Below are 22,811 nucleotides of genomic sequence, written 5' to 3' on the forward strand. Positions count from 1 at the left end.
TCGCCCTGCGCCGGCCGCGCCCTACCCGCGCCCCGGTCCGGGGGGGGGGGGGTTCCGCGGGGGGGCCATGGGGGGGGCCGCCCCCGGCCCCCCCGCTCCCCTCGTCGTCCGCGCGGCGGGTACCGGCGGACGCCGGACGGATGCGCCGACGGCATCCGTCCGGCCGGACGGGGTCCTACGGCTGCCGGGCGGCGCCGGACCGGCCGAGTTCGCCGGTCTCCCCGGCGAACACCACCGCGCCCCGGCGCAGTACGTACACGAAGGCGGGGCGGCCGTGCAGGGCGGGCGGCAGCCGCTGCTCGGCGACGACCACGCACGCGTCGAGCGCGGCCAGCAGCGCGTACGTGCGGGCCGCGACCGCCGGCGACATGCCCTGGGCGGGCTCGTCGACGAGCACCACACGCACGCGCGGCGACAACACCCGGCACAGGGCCAGCATCCGCTGCTCGCCCCCGGAGAGCGTGCCGGCCCGGCGCTCCAGCAGCGGCCGCAGCGACGGGTAGGCGTCGAGGGCGCGGGCGGGGTCGGGGGCGGTGAGGGCGAGGTTCTCCCGCACGGTGAGGGAACCGAACACCGCCCGCCGCTCCGGCACCAGGCACAGCCCGCGCCGGGCCCGCTCGTACGCCGGCACGCCGGTCACGTCCCGCCCGTCCCACACCACGGCCCCGCCGGACAGCGGCACGTCACCGGCCAGCGCGCGCAGGGCGGTCGTACGGCCGGAGCCGTTGCGGCCCAGCAGCACGGTGACGCCGGGGCCGGGAGCGGCGAGGGTGACGCCGTGCAGGGCCTCCAGGGGGCCGTACCGCACACGCGCGCGGCGCAGGGAGATCACGGTCATGGGCCGGCCGTCTCCCCGAGGGCGCCCAGGACGCTCCCGGGCGGTCCGGAGGCGACGATCCGGCCCGCCGCCATCACGTGCACGACGTCGGCGAGGCCGGCGACCAGGTCGAGATCGTGCTCGACGACCAGGAGGGCCGTGCCGTCGGCGGCCAGCGCCCGCAGGATCCGGGCCAGCGCGGTGACCTCGGCGGTGTCGAGACCGGCGGCGGGTTCGTCGAGCAGCAGCACGCGCGGGGCGGCGGCGAGGGCCCGCGCGACCTCCACCCGGCGCAGTGTCCCGGTGGGGAGTCCGGCGGCGGGCCGCGCCCTCATCGGCCCGTCGAGCCCGAAGAGCCGCAGCGTCCGCTCCACCGCGCCGGGATCGCGCGGCCGGCCCCGCTCGGCGCCGACGCGCACGTTGTCGGCGACGGTCAGCGTCGGGAAGACCGCCAGTTGCTGGAACGTCCGCGCGATCCCGAGCCGGGCGCGGGCGTGCGCGGGCAGCCGCGTGATGTCCCGCCCGCCGAGCGAGACCGACCCCCGCGCGGGGCGCAGGGTCCCCGCCAGACAGTGGAACAGCGTGCTCTTCCCGGCCCCGTTGGGCCCGACGACGGCGGTCACCCGCCCGGCGGGGACGTCCAGGTCCACCCCGTCCAACGCGGTGAACCCGCCGTACCGGACCCGCAGACCGCGGGCGGCGAGCACCGGAGGGCCGGGGGCCGGTGCGGAGGGCCCCGAGTGCCGACGCCCCACCGGGATCTCACCCCCGCCCTCACGCACCGGCGCGGGGGTACCCGCGGCCGAGGGCCGGTGAGACGCGTGCGGCTCCGCGGAGCGGCGCGCCGGAGCGGGCGACTCCCGAGCCTGTCCGGTGGGGCGTCCGTCCTCGGTGGTTTCCCGGCCCGTGCCGTTCCGCCGTCGTGTGGGCTCGTGGCCCGGTGGCTCTTCGATGGCCGGTTGTTCTTCGCGCGGGTGCTCCGGCGGCTGTCCGGCGGGGTGTTCGTCCCCGGCGGCTTCCGTGTCGCCCTGCCGTCGTGCCGGGCCGTAGGCGGGCCGGCCCGCCGACGTTCGTGGTCCGCCGGTGGCTTCGGGGCGGCCGAGGGGCTCCACGCCCGGCTCGCCGGTCCGGGTGGCGGTCCGTTCCGGCAGCCCGGTCCGGGATCCGGTGCCGTGGGCGCCGGCCCGGGCGTCCGGTCCCGGCCCGGTGCCCGTCGCCGTCGCGCCCGCCGGGACCCGGGGCGGCCCTGGTGGCGGTCGCGGAGGGCCCGGGCGGGTGCGGAGACGTGCGGCCGAGGGGGCCGGTGCCGGGCGGGGCCGGACGCGGAACCGGTTCGCCGCGTCGCGCAGGGCTTCGCGGGGGCCGTCCGGGAAGCGGCCGGACAGGACCGCGAGGACGCCGATCACCGCCGCCGCCACGCCCCCGCGCGTGCCCGCGTCCAGGCCGACCAGGAGGGCCGCCGCGAGAAGGGCGCCCAGGGTGCTGTCGGCGCCCAGGACCACCACCGCGGCGAACCACAGCAGGCCCCGCACGGGGTCGTACGCGGCCGGGTCGAAGGCGCGCAGCCCCATGCCGAGCATGCCGCCGCCGAGCGCGGCCAGCGCCGCCCCGGACACGAAGGCGAGGAGTTTCAGCGACGGGACGCGCACGCCCGCCGCCCGCGCCCCGGACTCGTGGTCCCGCATCGCCGCCAGGGCGCGGCCCGTACGGCCCCGGCGCAGTGCCCAGGCGGCGAGCAGCGCGCACGCCAGGAGGACCAGCTCCAGGACGTAGTACGCGCGGTCGCCGTCGAAGCCCGCCGGGCGGCCCAGCGACAGTCCGGACGTGGCGTACGGCTGGTCGAAGACGAAACGGCTCACCCCGACGCCCACCGCGAACGTCGCCAGCGCCAACGCGAGCCCCCGGCGGCCGATCGCCGGCCAGCCGGTCAGCACGCCCAGCGGAGCCACCAGGACGACCGCCACCGCGAGCGCGGCCAGCTCCGGCAGCCGGGGCAGGCCGGGGAAGCGGCCGGCCGCCAGCAGCGCCGTGAAGAGGGCGCCCAGACCCGCGTACGCCGCCTGCCCGAGCGAGATCTGCCCGCCCCGGCCGGTGACCACCACCAGCGACAGCAGCACCACACCCAGCGCCGGCACCTGCACCGCCGTGTGCAGATCACGCCCGGCGAGGCCCAGCGGCAGCAGGAACAGCACCCCGGCCACGATCCAGGCGCCCGGGTGAGCGGGCACCCGCGCGGCGGCGGCGGGGTGCGGGAGCGCGTCGCGCGTGCCGACTCCGGGCAGCGCCAGGGCGGCGACCAGCAGCGCCACCACGAACAGGTTGGCGCCCACCGCCTGCAGCAACGGCTCGCCCCATCCGGACGGGTGCAGCCGCGTGAGCTGACTCTGCGCCACTCCGACGCCGAGCGCGACGACCACCGCCACGGTCAGGCCGCGCATCCGCGCGGCGACCGCGACCGCCACCACCTCCATCACGAGCAGCGGCAGCCCGTACGGGTCGAGCCGCACGTACGGCGCCAGCAGCACGCCGGTAAGACCGGCCGTGAACGAGCCGAACGCCCAGCCCGCCGCCGCCACCCGGTCCGCGTCCACACCGGTGAGCACGGCCAGTCGCCGGTCGTCTACGACGGCCCGCAGCTCCCGCCCGAACCGCGTCCGGCGGATCACCGTCCCGACCCCCGCGGCCAGCACGGCCACCACCGCCAGCTGTCCCCACGGCTCCGCCGCCACCAGCACCGGCGCGTCGTCCCGCGCCCCCTGCCCCCACAGCAGCGCCGCCCCGCCCACCAGCAGGACGAACACCCCGAGGGACGCCACCAGCGCCCGTGCCGGATCGCTGCCCCGCACGGACAGCGGCCGGAACACGAAACGCTCCAGCACCACCCCGGTCCCCGGCGCCACCACCAGCAGCGTCAGCGCGGCGGCCGGCCACAGCGGCCAGCCCCGGTCGACCACCAGGCCGCGCAGCACATAGGCGCACACCATCGCGATCGCGCCGTGCGCGAAGTTCAGCACCCCGGTCGCCCGGTACGTCACGATCAGACCGATCCCGGTGAGCGCCGCCACGGCGCCCACCGACAGGCCGGCCAGCGTGAGGTCGTACGTCAGCGAGGACATCGGAGAGGCCTCAGCCGGACCCGTCGGCGGGTTCGCAGACCGGGCAGGGCCCCAGCTCGCCGCCCGCGATCAGCTTCCCGTCCACCGGGACCGCCTCCGCCTTCCCCGCGACCAGCGGGCAGTCCGCGCGGTGCCACAGCGTCCCGCCCGGCACCATCAGCGTCTCGGCGCTGACGGCCACCGGCCCGCCGGCCGGCCGTCCCGGATCGTCGGTGCCGGCCGGCCCGGCGGCGGCCTGCGGGCCGTACGGCTCCTCCACGCGCGTGGCGGCGAGCGCGTCCCGGCCGCGGGCGAGCAGCACCGCCCCGGCGACGATCAGCGCGGCTCCGGGGATGCTGCAGGAGGCCAGGTAGGGCAGCTGCCGTGCGGTGTGACGCTCACCCGAGACGCCGTACCAGCCGATGACGCACAGCACCGCGCCGGCGGCGAGCGCGGCCCAGCCCGCCCGGAGGACGGGGTGCGCGATCCGGAGTCGGGCAGTCCGCATGGCTTGCACTATGCCCCCTGGGACCCGACCCTGAAAGCACCGGGCGCACACGCCCCGGACCGACACCCGATTGGTGAGCCAGATGGTTCTCGGCAATGGCATCGGGCGGGGGAGCACGAGGGCGGGAAGGCGCGGACCGCGGACCGCGGGACGGGGCACGGCGCTGGCCGCCGCCCTGGCCCTGGTCCTGGCGCCGGGCCTCGCGGCGTGCAGCGACGACAGCGGTGGCGGCGGCGGGACCTCCACGCCGTCGGCGGACCGGACGACGAACGCACCGGGCAGCGCGCCCGCGAACCAGGCGGAGGCCGAACAGGAGATCCGGCGGAACTGGGAGAAGTTCTTCGACCCCGAGACCCCGGTGGACGAGAAGAAGAAACTCCTGCAGAACGGTGAGCTGCTGGGCCCGGTGCTCGAGGCGTTCAGCGGCGACAACCGCGTCGGACAGGTGAAGGCGAAGGTCACCGAGATCGCGTTCACCTCACCGACCGAGGCGGACGTGACGTTCACCCTGACCCTCAGGGGAGCCACCGCCCTCCCGGACGCCTCCGGCGTCGCCGTCGACGACGACGGCACCTGGAAGGTCTCCGTCAAGTCCCTGTGCGCGCTCGTGCGGCTGAGCGGCGATGAGACACCCCCGGACATCCCGGGCTGCTGAGGCCCTCGCCGCGGCGGCGCTCCTCGCCTTGACCGCGGCCTGCGGCAGCCGCCTGCCGGAAAGCGACTTCGAGCACGACGACCGCCCGTCCGCGACCGCCCGGGACGCCGGCGAGCCGATCCGCGTCGGCATCGTCACCAGCGCCACCAGCCCGGTCGGCGGCGGCGCCTTCACCGGCCCGCGCGACGGCGCGACGGCGTGGTTCGACCGGCTCAACGCGCGCGGCGGCATCGACGGCCGGCGCGTCGAGGTGCGGCAGTGCGACGACGGCGGCAGCGGCGTCGGCAACAACGAGTGCGTGCACCGGCTGATCGACGAGGAGAAGGTCGTCGCCCTGGTCGCCACCACCGCCCTGGACTACGCGGGCGCCCCCCGCGTCTCCCGCGCGGGCGTCCCCGACATCGGCGGCCAGCCCATCGGCGCCGCCTACGACACCTACCCGCACCTCTACGGCGTCTACGGCAGCGACGCGCCCAGGAACGGCACCCCCGGCTGGGACGGCAGGCTGTACGGCGGCACCGAGGTGTACCGCTACTTCAAGCGCGAGCACGGCGCCCGCACGGCCGCCGTCGTCTCCTACAACCAGTCCGCGTCCGCCGCCTACGCCCGCCTCGTCGAACGCGGCCTGAGGGCCGAGGGCTACAAGGTGGTCACCGAGCAGGTCGACTTCGCGCTGCCCAACTTCCGCGCGGTGGCCGCCGACCTGAAGGAGCAGGGCGCCGACCTGGTCTTCGACGCCATCGACGGCCACGGCAACGCCCGCCTGTGCCGGGCCATGGACGACGTCGGCGCCCGGGTCACCGCCAAGGTCACCAACGTGCAGAACTGGACGTCCACCGTCGCCGAGGACTACAAGGAGGCACCGCACTGCCGCAACGCCCTGTGGGCGACCGGCTCCAGCCGCAACTTCGAGGACACCGGCCACCCGGCCGTACGCGCGTTCCGGGACGCCACCGAGGACCTCGGGACGCACTCCCAGTGGCAGTTGGAGGGCTGGGCCGCCGCCCGCTGGTTCACCGACGCGGCGCGGTCGTGTGCCCGTACGGGCATCACGCGCGCGTGCGTCGACGCCTATGTGAACCGCGCCCGGGACTACACCGCGGGCGGACTGCTGCTGCCCGTCTCGTTCGAACGCTCGCCCGAGCCGCCGGCCACGAGCCGGACCTGTCTGTCCGTGGCCCGCTGGCGGGACGGCGAGGGCTGGGTGTCGCAGGGCGACATGAACCGCACCTGCTTCGAGGTGCCGCAGCTGGCCTACGAGCCCTGACTCAGGACAGCGGCTGTCCGCGGCGGCCGGCGGACTCGCCCGCGGACCGGAGACACCGCCGCGCCCGCGCTTCGCGTCCGAGGCGCTGGAAGGACGGGCCGCTCGGCGCGGTCAGAGCGGCTCGGTGCCGGCTTGCTCGCTCTTCGGCTCGGGCTGCGACGTCACCGCCGCGTACTCCGGATGGTTCATGTCGAACGCGGGCGACTCCGAACGGATCCGGGGCAGCGTCGTGAAGTTGTGCCGGGGCGGCGGACACGAGGTCGCCCACTCCAGGGAGCGGCCGAACCCCCACGGATCGTCGACCTCGACCTTCTCGCCGTACCTGGCGGTCTTCCAGACGTTGTAGAGGAACGGCAGCGTGGACATGCCGAGCAGGAAGGCGCCGATGCTGGAGACGGTGTTCAGCGCGGTGAAGCCGTCCGCCGCGAGGTAGTCGGCGTAACGGCGCGGCATGCCCTCCGCGCCCAGCCAGTGCTGCACCAGGAACGTGGTGTGGAAGCCGACGAACAGCGTCCAGAACTGGATCTTGCCGAGCCGTTCGTCGAGCATCTTCCCGGTGAACTTGGGCCACCAGAAGTAGAACCCGGCGAAGGTCGCGAAGACGACGGTGCCGAAGACCACGTAGTGGAAGTGCGCGACGACGAAGTACGAGTCCGTCACATGGAAGTCCAGCGGCGGCGACGCCAGCAGCACCCCGGTCAGCCCGCCGAAGAGGAACGACACCAGGAACCCGGTCGCCCACAGCATGGGCGTCTCGAAGGACAGCGACCCCTTGATCATGGTGCCGGTCCAGTTGAAGAACTTCACGCCCGTCGGCACCGCGATCAGGAAGCTCATGAAGGAGAAGAACGGCAGCAGCACCGCGCCGGTCGCGAACATGTGGTGCGCCCACACCACCACCGACAGGCCCGTGATGGCCATGGTGGCGCCCACCAGCGTCAGATAGCCGAACAGCGGCTTGCGGCTGAAGACCGGGATGATCTCCGTGACGATCCCGAAGAACGGCAGCGCGATGATGTAGACCTCGGGATGGCCGAAGAACCAGAACAGGTGCTGCCACAGCAGCGCCCCGCCGCCCGCGGCCTCGAAGACCTGCGAGCCGAACCGCCGGTCCGCCTCCAGCACCAGCAGCGCCGCCGCGAGCACCGGGAACGCCAGCAGGATCAGGATCGACGTGAACAGCGTGTTCCAGGTGAACAGCGGCATCCGGAACATCGTCATCCCCGGCGCACGCATCCCGACGATGGTGGTGATGAAGTTGACCGCGCCGAGGATGGTGCCGAAGCCGGACAGCGCGAGGCCCATGATCCACAGGTCCGGGCCGAGGCCGGGGGAGTACTCCATGCTGTTCAGCGGCGCGTAGGCGAACCAGCCGTAGGCGGCCGGGCCTCCGGTGACCACCAGCGAGGCGAGCACGATCAGCCCGCCGAAGAGGAACAGCCAGTACGAGAACATGTTCAGCCGCGGGAAGGCCACGTCGGGCGCCCCGATCTGCAGCGGCATCAGCTCGTTGGCGAAGCCGGCGAAGCTGGGCGTGGCGAACAGCAGCAGCATGATCGTGCCGTGCAGGGTGAACATCTGGTTGAACTGCTGGTTGTCGACGAGCTGCAGGCCCGGCCGGGCCAGTTCGGCGCGCATCAGCAGCGCCATCACGCCGGCGATCAGGAAGAACACGAACGACGTGATCAGGTAGAGGTGGCCGATCTTCTTGTGGTCGGTGGTGGTCAGCCAGTCGATCACCAGCCGCCCGCGCCGCTGCCGGCGCGCCGGTCGCGCCGCCGCCTGGACGGTCTGCGTCCCCATCGCTCGCCCCTTCGCTTCTCGCGCGCCGGGCCCCGCCGGGAGCCCGCGCCACATGTACCCCGGGCCCACGCCATGATGCTCGCCCCTGCCGGTCACCGACAGAGGACGTGGCGGATCGTGTGACGGAAACGCGCGTTTTCTGTGCGCACCGGCTTGCGTGATCGTGTGCGGCGGCGGAAAAGGAATGGGGCCCGGGAGTACTTCCCCCGGCACTTTCCGCCGGAGTTAATCGCGCCCGTGGTGTGACACGCGGGAATTACGTTCGAATGCCTGCGGAAGGCGTACCGAACCGCCCGTCCGGGTGACGGCCACCGTCACGAACGCCTGTCGTGATCCTGTGACAGAAGTGTGACCGCCGGGGGATCCGTCCGGGTGTTCCCGCCTCCGGCTTCCCCGCTTCCGGGTCAGGGCATAGCGTGGCCGCATGGCACCCATTCCGACACCCTCCGCGGAACCCCACGACAGTCCGGACGCCTATGTCGGCCTCGCGGCGGACCGGGCAGAGCACCTAGCGCGGGAGCGCGGCTGGTCGACCGTGCGGGCGCTGGCCCCGGGGACGATCATCACCATGGAGTACCGCGCGGGCCGGCTGAACTTCGAGGTGGAGGACGGCGTGGTGGCGCGCGCCTGGAAGGGCTGACACACGGCGACGGCCCCGGTTCCCTCACCGGAACCGGGGCCGTGGCGTGCGCGCCCGTCAGGGGCGGCCGGCCGACGTCGTACCGCGCGGATGGCGTTCCGCGTGCTGCGGGCGGCGACTGCCCGCCGGGGTGACCGGGGAGCGCTCCGCGCGGGTCGTGTGCGGCCCGGGCGCCAGATAGGCGGGCGACCGGGAGGCCGGGCGGCCCGTGGGAACCGGCTCGGGGGCCGTGTCCGCGCGGCCGGGAAGCGGCCTGAGCACGACGGGCCGCCCGGGAGCGCCGGCCTCCGCCGTGTCGCCCCAGGGCGCCCGCCAGCGGGCGCGCAGGGCGAGGATCCGTGTCTCCGCGCGGGCGATCACCGGCTCGAACCAGGGCAGTGCCAGCAGGATCAGCAGGCCCGCGACCCAGCCCAGGACCACATCGCTCAGCCAGTGGGTCCCGATGTAGACGGTGGAAAGCCCCACGCCGAGCGAGGTCACGGCCGACAGCGCGGACAGCCAGCGGCGCGCTCTCGGGGTGGAGGCCAGATAGGCCAGGATTCCCCAGGTCACCACGGCGTTGGCGGTGTGGCCGCTGGGAAATATGTCGCCGCCGAGCCACATCTCGTTCGAGCCGATCTCGGTCGCGTAGTGCGGTCCGAGGCGCCCCATGCCGTACTTCGCGGCACCGACGGTGACGTTGAGCAGCAGCAGGGAGACCCCGAGGGCGAGCAGCGGACGCAGGGTGTGCTGCCGCCAGGAGCGCCAGCCCAGCCAGGCCGCCACCATCACCGCCGTCGGGCCGCGCTGGCCGAGGACCACGTAGTAGTCGACGAAGGCGTGGATCTCGGGCCACTGCTGATAGGGGCGGAAGAACATCACCTGCCAGTCCAGCCGGACCAGCCAGGAGGTGATCAGTACGGCCCACACGATCGCCAGGTAGAAGGCCAGGGCGGCGCCGAACAGCACCATCCGGTGCCGGCTCATTCGCGGCATGCCGACGTGAGCCGGTCGTTCCGGCTCACGATCCAGCCTCGCGAACACCCGGTCCAGGCGGGTGGGCTTCGATTCGGTACGCACTCAATCGACGTTACAGCGAGTGAGCGCGGAACCCTGTCGAATCAGCCTCTTTGTGATGACGATGTGATGTGGCATTCCTCTCAGAAGGGCCTTTATCTCCGGCGAATCCGCAAACCCCGGATGCTGCGGACTTCAATTCCTTTGATCATTCCGGGGGAGGGTTTTATCGCGCTTTTGAATTCGTTCACCGGGGGCTGGTGCGGAATTTCCTCGGCGCTCATCGGCCGCTCGGGGCGGGTCAGGGCGGACCGGAGCCGTTCAGCCAGAAGGCCCCGTACACCGCCGAGGCCGTCGCGACGACCCCCACGACCAGCGCGGACCTGGGCGTACGCAGTCGGGCCAGGGCCGGGGCGAGGGGCAGCAGCAGGGGGAAGGCGGGCAGCAGCAGCCGCGGTTTCGAGCCGAAGTAGCTCGACGCGCCCAGGGCGAGCGCGGTGACGACCCCGGCGTACACCAGCAGGGGGAGGGGCTGGCGCTGCCGTACGCAGACGGCGTACAGCCACACCACGAGGCCGACGCCGGCCACCAGTCCGAGGCCCGCCAGGGCGGACGGGAACGACGTGAACATGGCGGCGACGAAGCGGGCGAAGGCGTACCCCCCGTCGAAGCCGTTCCGCCAGCCGGCCTGCACGTCGAGATACCCCAGCGGCCCGTCGCCGGTCCGGTGCCCGACCCACAGGACGTAACCGGCGGCGCCGAGGGGCGCGAGGAGCATGCCGAGCACCCGGCGCAGGCGCACATCGGAGGTGTCTGTCGCACGCGGGGCGCCCTCCGGTGCCTGCGTGCGCCGTGCGATCCCGGGCGCGCCGGCGCGTTCCCCGGCCCGCGCGCCGTCCTCCGCCACCGCGCTGCGATCCCGCGCGAAAGAAGTCCGTTCCCGCGCGGGGGAGGAGCGGTCCCGTGCCGAAGCGTGTCCCTCCGCGGAGACGTCTTCCCGCGGAGAGACGTGTCCCCGCGCGGAGGCGCGTTCCCGCAGGAACGAGGCGATGCCCGCCGCCCACACCGCCGCGACCACCGCCAGCCCCACCGGACGGGTCAGCCCCGCCAAGCCCGCCAGGACCCCCGCCGTCACCCAGCGCCCCGTCAGCACGGCGTACAGCGACCACGCGGCGAGCGCGGTGAACAGGGACTCGCTGTACGCCATCGACTGCACGACCCCGACCGGCAGCACCGCCCACAGCAGCACCGCGCAGACCCCGGCCCGGCGCCCGTGCACATGGTCGGCCACCGCGAAGATCCCCCAGGCCGCCGCGAGCGAGGCGAGCACGCTCACCACGAAGCCCCCGTCGGCGTACGACAGCGGCGACACCGCCGCCACCAGCCGCTCCAGCCACGGGAGCAGCGGAAAGAACGCCAGGTCGGAGTGGACGTCCCCGTCGGGCAGCCGCACCTCGTAGCCGTACCCCAGCTCGGCGACCCTCGTGTACCAGAGCGAGTCCCAGCGGGCGGTCAGCAGGGTGTACGCGTCCTTGCCGCGCGCCCCGCTCCACAGGGCCAGCGCGACCAGGCCCAGGGCACGCACGGCGGCGTACCCGAGGAGTGCCGGCGCGGCCCGGCGCAGCGCCCCGGAGCGGGCCGGGACGACGCGCGTGTCGAGATCGTTCACGCGCCCGATTATCGACCCGGAGCGGAACCGGCCGGCCCGGCGGGACGTGTGACCCGGACGGGGGAAGGCGTGCGCCCCGGACGGGGGAAGTGGTGTACGCCACACCGATCCGCCGGAGCTGTGAGACGCCCGCCACTCGACCCCGGCTCCCACTCGCGTACTCTGACGTGTCACTCGCCGTTCGCTGCGCGGGCCGGAGACCACCGCTCCTCTCCGGCCGAGTCACGGGGGAGTCCCCGACCCCGTGAGCCCGCCGATCGCGAGGGAACATCTGGGAGGTACGTGTACATGTCCGGGACGACCACGGCCGCCGCCGCGCTGTGCCGTCGGGCGGCCGGGGCCGGTGCCAACCGCTGGGTGGTACTCGTCGTCCTCTGCGTCAGCCTGCTGCTGGTCGCCGTCGACGCCACCGTGCTGCACGTCGCGGTTCCCGCCGTCACCGAGGACCTGCGGCCCGGCGCGATGGAGCTGCTCTGGATCGTCGACGTCTACCCCTTGGTCTGCGCCTCGCTGCTGATCCTCTTCGGCACCCTCGGCGACCGGATCGGCCGCAGACGCGTCCTGCTGCTCGGCTACGCGTTGTTCGGCGTCGCCTCCGGCATGGCGGCCCTCGCGGACAACGCGCAGGTGCTGATCGTGGCGCGGGCGCTGCTCGGCGTCGGCGGCGCGATGATCATGCCGGCGACGCTGTCGATCCTGCGCCAGGTCTTCCCGGACCGGCGCGAGCGGGCCTTCGCCATCGGCATCTGGAGCGCGGTCGCCGCCGTGGGCGCGGCGGTCGGCCCCCTGCTCGGCGGCTTCCTGCTGGAGCACTTCTGGTGGGGCTCGGTGTTCCTGGTCAACATCCCGCTGATGCTGGTCAGCCTCCCGGTCGGGCGGATCCTGCTGCCCGAGTCGAAGGGCGCGGGCGACGGCCCCTGGGACGTGACCGGCGCGCTGATGGCCGCCGCCGGACTGTTCGCGGTGGTCCTCGGAGTGAAGCGGCTCGGCGGCGGCGCCTCCGCCGCCGGCGTGTGGACCGTGCTGCCGCTGCTCGTGGGCGCCGGACTGCTGGCCGCCTTCGTGCGCCGGCAGCGGCGCCGTACGCATCCACTGGTCGACCTGCGGATGTTCGCCCGGCCGGCGTTCAGTACGTCGGTGGGCTGCATCGTGCTGGCGATGCTCGCCCTGGTGGGCCTGGAACTGATCGCGGCCCAGTACCTCCAGCTCGTGCTCGGGCTCTCCCCGCTGGAGACCGGGCTGCGCCTGCTGCCGCTGACGATCGCGGCGATGGCGGCGGGCCTGGCGGGCGCGCGGATGCTGCGCCGGTTCGGCCCGCGCCGCATGGTCTGCTCCGGTTTCTGCCTGACGGCCGCCGCGGTGGTGGTCCTGACCGCGATGGGCGGACAGGACGACTGGCCGCTGCTGCTGACCGGGTTCGTCCTGCTCGGCTTCGGCCTGGAGACCACGCTGTTCGGGGCCTACGAGTCGATGCTGAGCGAGGCCCCGCCGGACCGGGCCGGCGGGGCGGCGGCGATCGGCGAGACCTCCTACCAGCTCGGCGCCGGCATCGGGATCGCCCTCCTCGGCAGCGTGATGAACGCGGCGTATGGGCCCGGCCTCGCCGGGGTGCCCGGGGTGCCGGGGGCGGCGTCCTCGGCGGCGTCGCACTCGCTGGGAGAGGCCTATGAGGTGGCCGACGGGCTCGGTGGGCCGGCGGGGAGTGCGCTGCGGGATGCGGCGCGGCACGCGTTCGTGCACGGGCTGCATGTGACGTTGCTGGTCAGCGCGGGGTTGTTGTTGCTCGGGGCGTTGATGGCGTTGAGGTTGCCGCGGGCGATGCAGTGCGAGGCGGCGGCCGTGGAGGTGCCCGCGCCTCGCGAAGCGGTGGAGTCCCGTGTCTCGGTGTGACCGCCTTGGTCTCCCCCTCACGCACCACCCGTTCACCGCCGGCCAGAAGGTGAACGTCGCCCGTGGGGCTGGGCGCCATCGGCGTCCGCGGGGCACTCCTCCTCGCCGCAGTCGCCCGTGGCGGACAGGCGCCATCGGTGTCTGTGGATGGTGCCTCCTCGCCACAGGCGCCCGTGAGGCTGAGCGCCGTCGGGCCTGTGAAGGCCGAGCGCCATCGGTGTCCGCGGGCGGTGTCTCCTCGGCGCGGACGCCGGTGGGGGCGCGGGGTGGACGTGCGGGAGACTGCCGCGTAACGTCGGCCCAGAGCCGTAACTAGCACTGCTAGTTTTGTCGTTCCCGGAGGATGCCCCCATGTCCGCGTCCACGAAGCTGCCCCCCTTCGACCCCGCCGACCCCCTCGGCCTCGACGACCTGCTGGAGCCGGAGGACCTGGCCGTCCGGGACACCGTGCGCGCCTGGGCCGCCGACCGCGTGCTCCCGTACGTCGCCGACTGGTACGAGAAGGGCGAGCTGCCCGGCATCCGGGAGCTGGCCCGGGAACTCGGCGGGATCGGCGCGCTCGGCATGTCCCTCGACGGCTACGGCTGCGCGGGCGCGAGCGCCGTCCAGTACGGGCTCGCCTGTCTGGAGCTGGAGGCGGCCGACTCCGGGATCCGCTCGCTGGTCTCCGTGCAGGGCTCGCTCGCCATGTACGCCGTCCACCGCTTCGGCAGCGAGGAGCAGAAGCAGGCATGGCTGCCCCGGATGGCGTCCGGCGAGGTCATCGGCTGTTTCGGGCTCACCGAACCCGACCACGGCTCCGACCCCGCCTCGATGCGCACCCACGCCGAGCGCGACGGCGGGGACTGGGTGCTGAACGGGCGCAAGATGTGGATCACCAACGGCTCCGTGGCCGGGGTCGCCGTGGTGTGGGCGGGGACCGAGGACGGGATCCGCGGCTTCGTCGTGCCCACTGACGCCCCCGGTTTCTCGGCGCCCGAGATCAGGCACAAGTGGTCGCTGCGCGCCTCCGTCACCAGCGAGCTGGTCCTCGACGACGTACGACTGCCCGCCGACGCCGTGCTGCCCGAGGTGACCGGCCTCAAGGGCCCGCTCAGCTGTCTCTCGCACGCCCGGTACGGGATCGTCTGGGGCGCGATGGGCGCCGCGCGGAGCTCCTTCGAGGCGGCGGTCGACTACGCGAAGTCACGGGAGCAGTTCGGGCGGCCCATCGGAGGGTTCCAGCTGACCCAGGCCAAGCTCGCCGACATGGCGGTCGAACTGCACAAGGGGATTCTGCTCGCCCACCATCTGGGGCGGCGCATGGACGCCGGCCGCCTGCGTCCCGAGCAGGTCAGCTTCGGCAAGCTCAACAACGTCCGTGAGGCCATCGACATCTGCCGCACGGCGCGGACGATCCTCGGTGCCAACGGGATCTCGCTCGAGTACCCGGTGATGCGGCACGCGACCAACCTGGAATCGGTGCTCACCTACGAGGGCACCGTGGAGATGCACCAGCTCGTGCTGGGCAAGGCGCTCACCGGGCTCGACGCCTTCCGGTGAGTCTCCGGGGAGGCAGGGCCGGTGAGCGGCCCTGCCTCAGCTCTGGTTGAAGAAGCCGTCCGAACGGTGCGCGGCCGGCTCACCGCTGACGACCTCGGTGTCGGCCGGGCTGAGCAGGAACACCCGGTTCGACACCCGCTCGATGGAACCGCGCAGACCGAAGATCAGGCCCGCGGCGAAGTCGACGACGCGCTTGGCGTCACCGGCGTCCATGGCCGTGAGGTTCATGATGACGGGAACGCCCTCGCGGAACAGCTCACCGATCGCGCGGGCGTCCCGGAAGCTGTCCGGGGTGACCGTGCCGATCCGGCGCCCCCTCTCCTCGGCGACGTCCGCGGCCACCTTGACCCGCGGATCGGTGACCCAGGCCTCGCCGGGCTCGGTCCCGTCGGAGTAGTCGTCGTCGTAATAACGCTCGTCTTCGTTGTCGTCGACGAGGCCGAGCCAGGCACTCGCCTTGCGTACCGATCCCATGGACGCCTCCTCTCACAGCGGTCTTTTTCTGCTTTCCGCATCCCTATGGTCGTCCATGATGCGGAGGTCGCGCCAAGTGGATAGACGCCGCGCGGGGGGTTTGTGACGGTACTGGTGCACAGCTGATCCGTCGAGAGTCCGGGTTTCCCAAGGGTCCTGGTGTAAACGGCTGCTGACTGTGAGTGAAATATGATTCTTCCCGGCGTACGGGTGAGGAACGGTGCGTACGGGTGAACACCGTGGCCGATACGATGCCGCCGCTGAACGTCGTACAACTGCACGGGGGGACGTCGTGTTCGGAATGGTCAGGCCGTGTCGGCACCGGCTCGGGGAGAAGCTCACCGCCCAGTGGACGGCCCATCTGTGCGGATTGTGTCTCGCGTTGCGCGGGGATCACGGGCAGCTCGCGCGGATCGTCACCAACTATGACGGTCTCCTCATATCCGTCCTGACGGAGGCTCAGGCAGAGCGCCCGGACGTGGGACGGCGCACCGCCGGACCGTGCCCGCTGCGCGGTATGCGCACCGCGTCCGTCGCGCACGGTGAGGGCGCGCGGCTCGCGGCGGCCGTCTCCCTCGTCCTCGCCTCCGCCAAGGTGCGCGACCACGTCGCCGACGGCGACGGGATGCTGGCGCGGAGGCCGGTCGCGCTCGCCGCGCGGCGGGTGGCGGCGAGCTGGGACCGGGCGGGGGCGCGGACCGGTGCGGCCATCGGGTTCGACACCGCCGTCCTCGTCGACGCCGTGGACCGGCAGACCGGCATCGAGACCCTCGCCGGGCCCGGCACCCCGGTCCTCACCGTCACCGAGCCGACCGAGACCGCGACGGCCGCGGCCTTCGCGCACACCGCGGTGCTGGCCGGCCGGCCGGGCAACGCCGTACCGCTCGCGGAGGCCGGACGCCTCTTCGGGCGCCTCGCGCACCTCCTGGACGCGGTGGAGGACCGGGAGGCCGACGCGGCCTCGGGCGCCTGGAACCCGCTCGCCGCCACCGGGACCCCGCTGGAGGAGGCCCGCCGGCTCGCCGACGACGCGGTGCACGGCATCCGGCTCGCGCTGCGTGAAGTGGAGTTCACCGACGGCGGTCTCGCGCACCGGCTGCTCGTCCATGAATTGCCCAACTCCGTCCATCGCGCCTTCGGTACGGTCTCCTGTGCCCACGGAACCGGCCCCTACGCGCCTCCCGGCACCCCCGGTGGCCCGTTGCCCCCCGAGCCGCCGCGCCGCGACCGGCGCGGACTGCTGGCCGGCTGCGCCGTGTGGCTGGGGCTCGCCTGCACCTGCCAGTTGTGCTGCGGCACCTATGAGGACCCCTGGAGCCGGGAGCAGAAGCAGGGGCCCTGCGCCAACTGCGACTGCAGCGGGTGCGGCGACTGCTGCAACTGCTGTGAGTGCTGCAACTGCTGCGGTGAGGACGGTTGCTGCGACGGCTGCGACTGCGGCTGCGACTGCTGACGGACCGGCTATCCGGAGGGGCGAGTTCCGGACATCGCGCGGCTGTTCGACCGGTCGTGCCAGCGAGGTGACCACTGGTGACGCGGTCCCGCGCCCGGACCAAATCTCCTAGACGGTTCAAAGGTTGACGTCCAAAAGGCACCCTTGCGCCGAACGGTCGGTCGGCCGAATACTCGCCCACAGCGCTTGTCAGGGGCACGGCGTGTTCGGAATCCGGGCATCCGGCTCCCTGACTGCGCCTCACCGGGCCCACAACCCCACGAGGGCCCCCTACTTCCTTTGTGGAGGAACGAGAAGTGAGGATCAAGCGCACCACCCCCCGTAGCGGCATCTCGAGACGGACTCGGCTGATCGCCGTAGCCACCGGCTTCGTGGCCGCTGCCGCGATCGTGGTCCCCAGCGCGAACGCGGCCGAGACCCCCACCACCTTCAGCTCCGCCGAACTCAAGAGCGTGAGCGGCTCGGTGCTGGAGGCCGATGTCCCGGGCACCGCCTGGGCCGTCGACAGCAAGACCAACCGGGTGCTCCTGACCGTCGACAGCACCGTCTCCCAGGCCGAGATCGACAAGATCAAGCGGGAGGCCGGGGACGACGCCGGGGCGATCACCGTCAAGCGCACCCCGGGTACGTTCAACAAGCTCATCCAGGGCGGCGACGCCATCTACGCGAGCAGCTGGCGCTGCTCCCTCGGCTTCAACGTCCAGGACAGCAGCGGCACCCAGTACTTCCTGACCGCCGGTCACTGCACCGACGGCGCGGGCACCTGGTACTCCAACTCCGCCCGCACCACGGCCATCGGCTCGACGGCCGGCTCCAGCTTCCCGGGCAACGACTACGGCATCGTCCGGTACACCGGGTCCGTCAGCCGGCCCGGCACCGCGAACGGCGTGGACATCACCCGCGCGGCCACTCCGAGCGTGGGCACCACCGTCATCCGTGACGGCTCCACCACCGGCACCCACAGCGGCCGCGTCACCGCCCTGAACGCCACCGTCAACTACGGCGGCGGCGACGTCGTCTCCGGTCTCATCCAGACCACGGTCTGCGCCGAGCCCGGCGACTCCGGTGGCGCGCTCTACGGCAGCAACGGCACCGCGTACGGTCTGACCTCCGGCGGCAGCGGCAACTGCTCCTCCGGCGGCACGACCTTCTTCCAGCCGGTGACGGAGGCCCTGAGCGCCTACGGCGTCAGCGTCTACTAGGAGCGGCCCGCCGGGACCGGCCGGCACCACCGGTCCCACGGGTTCCACCTCGCAGCCGGCAGCACCACGAGCCCCCGCACGCGATCGCCGTGCGGGGGCTCGCTCTTGCCGCGAGTGCGGAGGGTCGAATTCAAGCCAAGGCGGAATCCCGCTTACCGTACCGCCGGTTACTCCCTCGTAGCGTTTGCAGTGCGAACCATCCTGCGTGTCCATGGCCAGTCAGGACATAGGGGGCGTGCGGCCGTTGCCGTACCCGCGTCCTGAAGTCGACCTTGTGTGCCCCCCGCAGGGTTCGGAAGAGTAGGCGCCGTTCGACCGGCACGGGCGTGGCTTCTTCTGTGTTCTGCCCCCGTCGCCGTACACCTTCCGGTCCGGTGAGGTCCCCACAACCTCCCGGGCCGTCCCCCCACAGGAGGACGTGAGTTGAAGCACCGACGCATACCCGGGCGACGTGCGGTCATGGCGGGTGCGGGCATCGCCGCACTGGCCGCCGGCGCGGTCACCTTCCAGACTGCGAACGCCAGCGAGGTTCCGGCGGACTCCGCGCCCCGGACTCTCTCGATCGGAGCGGCCGGAAAGCTCGCCTCGACGCTCGCCCAGGACCTGGGCACCGACGCGGCGGGAACGTACTACGACGCGAAGAGCAAGGCCCTCGTGGTGAACGTGCTCGACGAGGCCGCCGCGGAGACCGTCGAGTCGGCCGGCGCCGAGGCGAGAGTCGTGGCGAACTCCCTCGCCGAGCTCAAGAGCGCGCGCGCCACCCTGAAGCAGGACGCCACCATCCCGGGCACCGCCTGGGTGACCGACCCGATTACCAACAAGGTCGTCGTCACCGCGGACCGCACCGTCTCCGAGGCCGAGTGGGCCACGCTGACGGAGGTCGTCGACGGGCTGGGTTCCAAGGCCGAACTCCAGCGCACCAAGGGCGAGTACAAGCCCTTCGTGGCCGGCGGCGACGCCATCACGGGCAACGGCGGGCGCTGCTCGCTCGGCTTCAACGTGACCAAGGGCGGCGAGCCGCACTTCCTCACCGCCGGGCACTGCACCGAGGGGATCTCCACCTGGTCGGACTCCTCGGGCACCGTGATCGGCGAGAACGCGGACTCCAGCTTCCCGGGCGACGACTACGGCCTGGTCAAGTACACCGCCGACGTCGCCCATCCGAGCGAGGTGAACCTCTACGACGGCTCCACGCAGGCGATCTCCGGCGCCGCCGAGGCCACCGTCGGCATGCGGGTCACCCGCAGCGGCTCCACGACCCAGGAGCACTCCGGCACGGTCACCGGTCTGGACGCCACCGTGAACTACGGCAACGGCGACATCGTCAACGGTCTCATCCAGACCGACGTGTGCGCCGAGCCCGGCGACAGCGGCGGCTCGCTCTTCTCGGGCAGCAGCGCGGTCGGCCTCACCTCCGGCGGCAGCGGCGACTGCACCTCGGGCGGTACGACCTTCTTCCAGCCGGTGACGGAGGCCCTCTCGGCGACCGGCACCCAGATCGGCTGAACCCGCCTCGTACGACGACGGCCCGCCCCCTCTTCACGCGGAGGGGGCGGGCCGTACGTGTGTCTGTGGGTGCCCGTGCCGGCCTCAGCCGGCCCACAGCGGCACGATGCACGTGCCGTCGGCGAGGGCCGTCTCCAGGCCGTGGGACGTGGTGACCCAGGAGACGGCGACCTTTGCGGTCGGGTTCTCCCCCTCTCTTGCTGGGCAGGGTGCCCGGTCCCTGCAGAGCCGGGGTGAAGGCCTATTCCCGCGGAGTGGGGCAGGGGGAGCCGCATCGTCTTCAGGAGGATGTGGCGTTCCGGAAGGGGATGGCGGTGAGTTCGGCTGTGAGCAGGTCGGGTGGGGTGGTGCGCGGTGGAGAGCGGTGGCTGGAGGGAGTCACTCGTTCGGGTGAGCGTGATCGGATGCGAAGAGAAGAGCGAGGGGCGGGATTACGTTTGGCGGCATGTCACGTTTCCGGATGTACCCGACGGCCGCGCAGGAGCAGCGGATGCTGTTGCACTGCGCGCACGCGCGGTATGTGTGGAATCTGGCCGTCGAGCAGCACGCATCCTGGCGGTCGGGGCGCAGGTCCGCGCCCGGGTTCGCGGAGCAGTGCCGTCAGCTGACCGAGGCCCGGCGGGAGAACGCGTGGCTGGCCGCGGGGAACGCGGATGTGCAGCAGCAGGCGTTGCAGGATTTCGCCAAGGCCAGGAACGCCCGGTTCACCTCCGGGTTCGGTGAGCCGACCTGGCGCAGGAAGCATGTGCACGAGGGCTTTCGTGTCATCGGCACCGACCGCGTCCCGGAGTCCCATCCGGACGGCACCCCGAAGCTGAACGCCAAGGGCAGGCAGGTGATGGGCCGGTCGGTGGTGGTGCGGAGGCTGAACCGGCGGTGGGCTCAGGTGAAGGTCCCCGGCTGCGGCTGGGTCCGCTTCCGCCTCACCCGCGCCGAGCTGCCGCAGACGAAGACGTTCCGGGTCACCTTCCGCAACGGCCAGTGGCACATTGCCTTCGCCACCTTTCCCGACCCCATCGACGCCCCCGGCACGGGTGAGGTCGTCGGTATCGACCGGGGCGTGAAGATCACCGCTGCTCTGTCCGACGGACGGAGGCTGAACTGTCCCCAGCTCACCACCCGCGAGCGTGCTCAGATCCGCAAGCACCAGCGGCGTGCGGCCCGCGCCCCGAAGAACAGCGAGGCCAAGGCCGCCGGGTACGCGAAGGTAGCCAAAATCAGGGCGCGGGAGGCGGACCGGCGCAAGGACTGGTGCGAGAAGACTTCCACCATGCTCGCCAGGTCGTACGGCTTGATCCGGTTCGAGAAGCTGACCATCACCACCATGACCCGCTCGGTGAAAGGAACCGTCGAGCAGCCGGGCAGGAACGTCCGACAGAAGGCGGGGTTGAACCGGGCGATGCTGGCCCAGGGCTGGGGCCTGCTCCGTCGCCGCACCGGTGAGAAGGCCCCCGGGCGGGTGGAGGACGTGCCCGCCCCGTACACGTCGTTGCGGTGCAGTGCCTGCGGCTGGATCGAGAAGGACTCGCGCAAGAGCCAAGCCGAGTTCGTCTGTGTGTCCTGCGGGTTCACCTGTAACGCGGATGAGAATGCGGCAGTGAACGTCGCGGCAGGACAGGGCGGGATCCCCCGCCCCCGGCGTGCAGCCGGTGCCGGAGGGGTGACAGCGGCCACCGGTCGTTCGAGTGCCCGTGAACCTCAACCCGTCCGGGTTGGAATCCCCCTCTTTTAAGAGGGGGAGGATGTCAAGAGGTGGCCAACGCTCTCGACCCGGCCCGCGCCGAGCCCACGACCTGCGCCTCCGTGTTGGACTGACACGTGTACACACGGGTGCGCGCAGCGGGGCCCCGTCCGGCCTGAGCCGCCGGACAGGGCCCCGGGACGGGTTCAGCGGCCGTGCCGCCCGGTCGTCGCGCGCCGCCGCGCGGAGGCGAACAGTGCCGCCGAACCGAGCGCCAGCGCCGCGGCGCCGCCGACCATCAGGTACGGGGTGTTGCCGTCGCCGCCGGTCTCCGCGAGGTTCTGCGACGCCCCCGCCGCCTTCGGCTGGTTGCCGGTGGCGCCGTCGTCGGCGGCCTCCGGGGTGGTGCCGTCGTCCACCGCGGCCGGCTCCGCCGAGGTGTGGGGGTCGTCGTCGCCGTGCCCGTGGTTCTCGACGGTCGACTTGTCGGCACCGGCCTCGATCTGCTCCTCGGACGGGGCGGAGGCGGCCGGCGCCGGGGCGGCGGCTTCCTTGGGCGTGTCGTCCGCGTCGGACTCGGTGGCCTCACCGCCGCCGGCCCCGGCTCCACCCGTCTGGGATCCGCCGCCGAACGTGACGTCCGAGCAGGAGTAGAACGCCTCCGGGCTGTCCGACCGCTGCCAGACCGCGTACAGCAACTGCTTGCCGGAGCGCTCGGGGAGGGTGCCGGCGAACGTGTAGAAGCCGCCCGAGGCGGCCGGGTCGGTGGAGGTCGCCACCGGGTTCGCCAGGTCCAGGTCGTCCCAGGCCAGCGGCTGCGACGGGTCGTAGCCGGGCTTGGTGATGTACACCTTGAAGGTCCCCTTGTGGGGGGCGGTCACGCGGTACTTGAAGGTGTGGGAACCGCTGCTCACGCTCGTCGCCGGCCAGTCGGCGCGGGCCAGGTCGAGCCCCTTGAACTCCTCGTTGCCGGCGCTGCACAGCTTCCCGTCGGGGATGAGCTCCTGGTGGCGTCCGCCGGCGTCGCCGATGCGGATGCCGTTCCAGTCGTACAGCGCCTGGGTGCCGCCGGCCGCGACCGCCGCCCGGCACGCCGCCGACTTCGGGCTCTCCGGGCCCTCGGCGTAGCACTGCGAGACCCGGCTGACCGGGTCGCCCATCGAGCCGTGCGCGGACGCCGGCGCGGCGGACAGCCCGGTCAGGGCGAGCGGAACGAGACCGACGGCGGTGACGACAGCGGCCTTGCGGCGTGCGGACATGGGGCAGCAACTCCTCGACAGCGATCACTGGATCGGGTGGGGGGTGGTGAATCCCGTGGGGGGGGTGGCTCAGAAACTAGCCCCCCGAACCGGCGGAATCGCCTGTCGAAGGCCGCGGAGAGAGATCCTTATGGCCGCGTTAAGGGAGTGCTCAGGCTGGGATCAGGTAGGTGCCCGGACCGGGCGGGTGTCCGGGCGGTCAGCCGTCGGGCCACCAGGTGCGGGCGATGTCCTTGCGGACCTCGGGCCGTCCCGCGGGGCGCTCGTCGGCCTCCTCACGGATCCGGCGGGCGTCCGTCCTCCTCGGGGGCTTCTGCACGGTGACACGGCGCATGGCTGCCTCCTTCAGGGTCC

The 22,811-nt window shown here is 72.9% G+C and carries 18 protein-coding genes; 9 read left to right on the top strand and 9 right to left on the bottom strand.

Annotated elements, in window-relative coordinates:
• Positions 1–175: 175 nt before the first annotated feature.
• The 3 genes from ACF1DX_RS20555 to ACF1DX_RS20565 are packed head-to-tail and all read right to left on the bottom strand — an operon-like array spanning position 176 to position 4,420.
• Positions 176–838, bottom strand: coding sequence for an ABC transporter ATP-binding protein (locus tag ACF1DX_RS20555; RefSeq protein ID WP_391792596.1), 663 nt, complete (start codon positions 836–838; stop codon positions 176–178).
• Positions 835–3,933 (bottom strand): ATP-binding cassette domain-containing protein, encoded by a 3,099-nt coding sequence (locus tag ACF1DX_RS20560; protein WP_391792597.1) that lies wholly within the window; start codon positions 3,931–3,933, stop codon positions 835–837. The genes ACF1DX_RS20555 and ACF1DX_RS20560 overlap by 4 nt, the downstream gene beginning before the upstream one ends.
• A 10-nt stretch (positions 3,934–3,943) precedes the next feature.
• A complete protein-coding gene (locus tag ACF1DX_RS20565) occupies positions 3,944–4,420 on the bottom strand; it encodes a hypothetical protein (protein ID WP_391792598.1) in 477 nt (158 codons plus the stop codon).
• An 82-nt stretch (positions 4,421–4,502) separates the two neighbouring features.
• On the opposite strand from ACF1DX_RS20565, the gene ACF1DX_RS20570 reads away from it, so the two are divergent.
• A complete protein-coding gene (locus ACF1DX_RS20570) occupies positions 4,503–5,075 on the top strand; it encodes a hypothetical protein (RefSeq protein ID WP_391792900.1) in 573 nt (190 codons plus the stop codon).
• On the top strand, positions 5,044–6,342 hold the full coding sequence (locus ACF1DX_RS20575) for an ABC transporter substrate-binding protein (protein ID WP_391792599.1): 1,299 nt from the start codon (positions 5,044–5,046) through the stop codon (positions 6,340–6,342). The genes ACF1DX_RS20570 and ACF1DX_RS20575 overlap by 32 nt, the downstream gene beginning before the upstream one ends.
• 111 nt (positions 6,343–6,453) lie before the next feature.
• Here ACF1DX_RS20575 and ctaD read toward each other — a convergent pair whose 3' ends face one another.
• Positions 6,454–8,145 (bottom strand): cytochrome c oxidase subunit I, encoded by a 1,692-nt coding sequence (ctaD, locus tag ACF1DX_RS20580; RefSeq protein ID WP_391792600.1) that lies wholly within the window; start codon positions 8,143–8,145, stop codon positions 6,454–6,456.
• Positions 8,146–8,569: 424 nt separating this feature from the next.
• Here ctaD and ACF1DX_RS20585 point away from each other — a divergent pair, with 424 nt between their 5' ends.
• Complete coding sequence (locus tag ACF1DX_RS20585; protein WP_391792601.1) at positions 8,570–8,785, top strand: I78 family peptidase inhibitor; 216 nt, start codon at positions 8,570–8,572, stop codon at positions 8,783–8,785.
• A gap of 57 nt (positions 8,786–8,842) precedes the next feature.
• Here ACF1DX_RS20585 and ACF1DX_RS20590 read toward each other — a convergent pair whose 3' ends face one another.
• The gene (locus ACF1DX_RS20590) at positions 8,843–9,844 is read right to left on the bottom strand and encodes a phosphatase PAP2 family protein (protein WP_391792602.1); all 1,002 of its coding nucleotides are present in this window, start codon (positions 9,842–9,844) and stop codon (positions 8,843–8,845) included.
• Between the two features lie 238 nt (positions 9,845–10,082).
• Positions 10,083–11,450, bottom strand: a complete 1,368-nt coding sequence (locus ACF1DX_RS20595) for a glycosyltransferase family 39 protein (RefSeq protein ID WP_391792603.1) — start codon at positions 11,448–11,450, stop codon at positions 10,083–10,085.
• A gap of 288 nt (positions 11,451–11,738) precedes the next feature.
• On the opposite strand from ACF1DX_RS20595, the gene ACF1DX_RS20600 reads away from it, so the two are divergent.
• Complete coding sequence (locus tag ACF1DX_RS20600; protein ID WP_391792604.1) at positions 11,739–13,340, top strand: MFS transporter; 1,602 nt, start codon at positions 11,739–11,741, stop codon at positions 13,338–13,340.
• Between the two features lie 351 nt (positions 13,341–13,691).
• Positions 13,692–14,882, top strand: a complete 1,191-nt coding sequence (locus ACF1DX_RS20605) for an acyl-CoA dehydrogenase family protein (RefSeq protein WP_391792605.1) — start codon at positions 13,692–13,694, stop codon at positions 14,880–14,882.
• A 36-nt stretch (positions 14,883–14,918) separates the two neighbouring features.
• Here ACF1DX_RS20605 and ACF1DX_RS20610 read toward each other — a convergent pair whose 3' ends face one another.
• Positions 14,919–15,356 carry a cell division protein SepF gene (locus ACF1DX_RS20610; protein ID WP_004933240.1) on the bottom strand — a complete coding sequence of 146 codons (438 nt, stop codon included), beginning with the start codon at positions 15,354–15,356 and terminating at the stop codon, positions 14,919–14,921.
• A gap of 301 nt (positions 15,357–15,657) precedes the next feature.
• Here ACF1DX_RS20610 and ACF1DX_RS20615 point away from each other — a divergent pair, with 301 nt between their 5' ends.
• The 4 genes from ACF1DX_RS20615 (at position 15,658) to ACF1DX_RS20630 (ending at position 21,249) form a co-directional block, all read left to right on the top strand.
• A complete protein-coding gene (locus tag ACF1DX_RS20615) occupies positions 15,658–16,809 on the top strand; it encodes a DUF5685 family protein (protein WP_391792606.1) in 1,152 nt (383 codons plus the stop codon).
• A gap of 296 nt (positions 16,810–17,105) precedes the next feature.
• Positions 17,106–18,011 carry a S1 family peptidase gene (locus ACF1DX_RS20620; RefSeq protein WP_391792607.1) on the top strand — a complete coding sequence of 302 codons (906 nt, stop codon included), beginning with the start codon at positions 17,106–17,108 and terminating at the stop codon, positions 18,009–18,011.
• A gap of 459 nt (positions 18,012–18,470) precedes the next feature.
• Positions 18,471–19,517 carry a S1 family peptidase gene (locus ACF1DX_RS20625; protein WP_391792901.1) on the top strand — a complete coding sequence of 349 codons (1,047 nt, stop codon included), beginning with the start codon at positions 18,471–18,473 and terminating at the stop codon, positions 19,515–19,517.
• A 445-nt stretch (positions 19,518–19,962) separates the two neighbouring features.
• Positions 19,963–21,249: an RNA-guided endonuclease InsQ/TnpB family protein gene (locus tag ACF1DX_RS20630; RefSeq protein WP_391792608.1), complete on the top strand. Its 1,287-nt coding sequence runs from the start codon at positions 19,963–19,965 to the stop codon at positions 21,247–21,249.
• Positions 21,250–21,404: 155 nt separating this feature from the next.
• On the opposite strand, the gene ACF1DX_RS20635 is transcribed toward ACF1DX_RS20630, so the two are convergent.
• Both ACF1DX_RS20635 and ACF1DX_RS20640 read right to left on the bottom strand, forming a co-directional pair.
• Positions 21,405–22,457 carry a lytic polysaccharide monooxygenase gene (locus ACF1DX_RS20635; protein WP_391792609.1) on the bottom strand — a complete coding sequence of 351 codons (1,053 nt, stop codon included), beginning with the start codon at positions 22,455–22,457 and terminating at the stop codon, positions 21,405–21,407.
• A 199-nt stretch (positions 22,458–22,656) separates the two neighbouring features.
• Positions 22,657–22,791, bottom strand: coding sequence for a hypothetical protein (locus ACF1DX_RS20640; RefSeq protein WP_391792610.1), 135 nt, complete (start codon positions 22,789–22,791; stop codon positions 22,657–22,659).
• Positions 22,792–22,811: the final 20 nt, after the last annotated feature.

It is taken from the genome of Streptomyces sp. NPDC014676 (assembly GCF_043084105.1).
Taxonomy (GTDB): Bacteria; Actinomycetota; Actinomycetes; order Streptomycetales; family Streptomycetaceae; genus Streptomyces.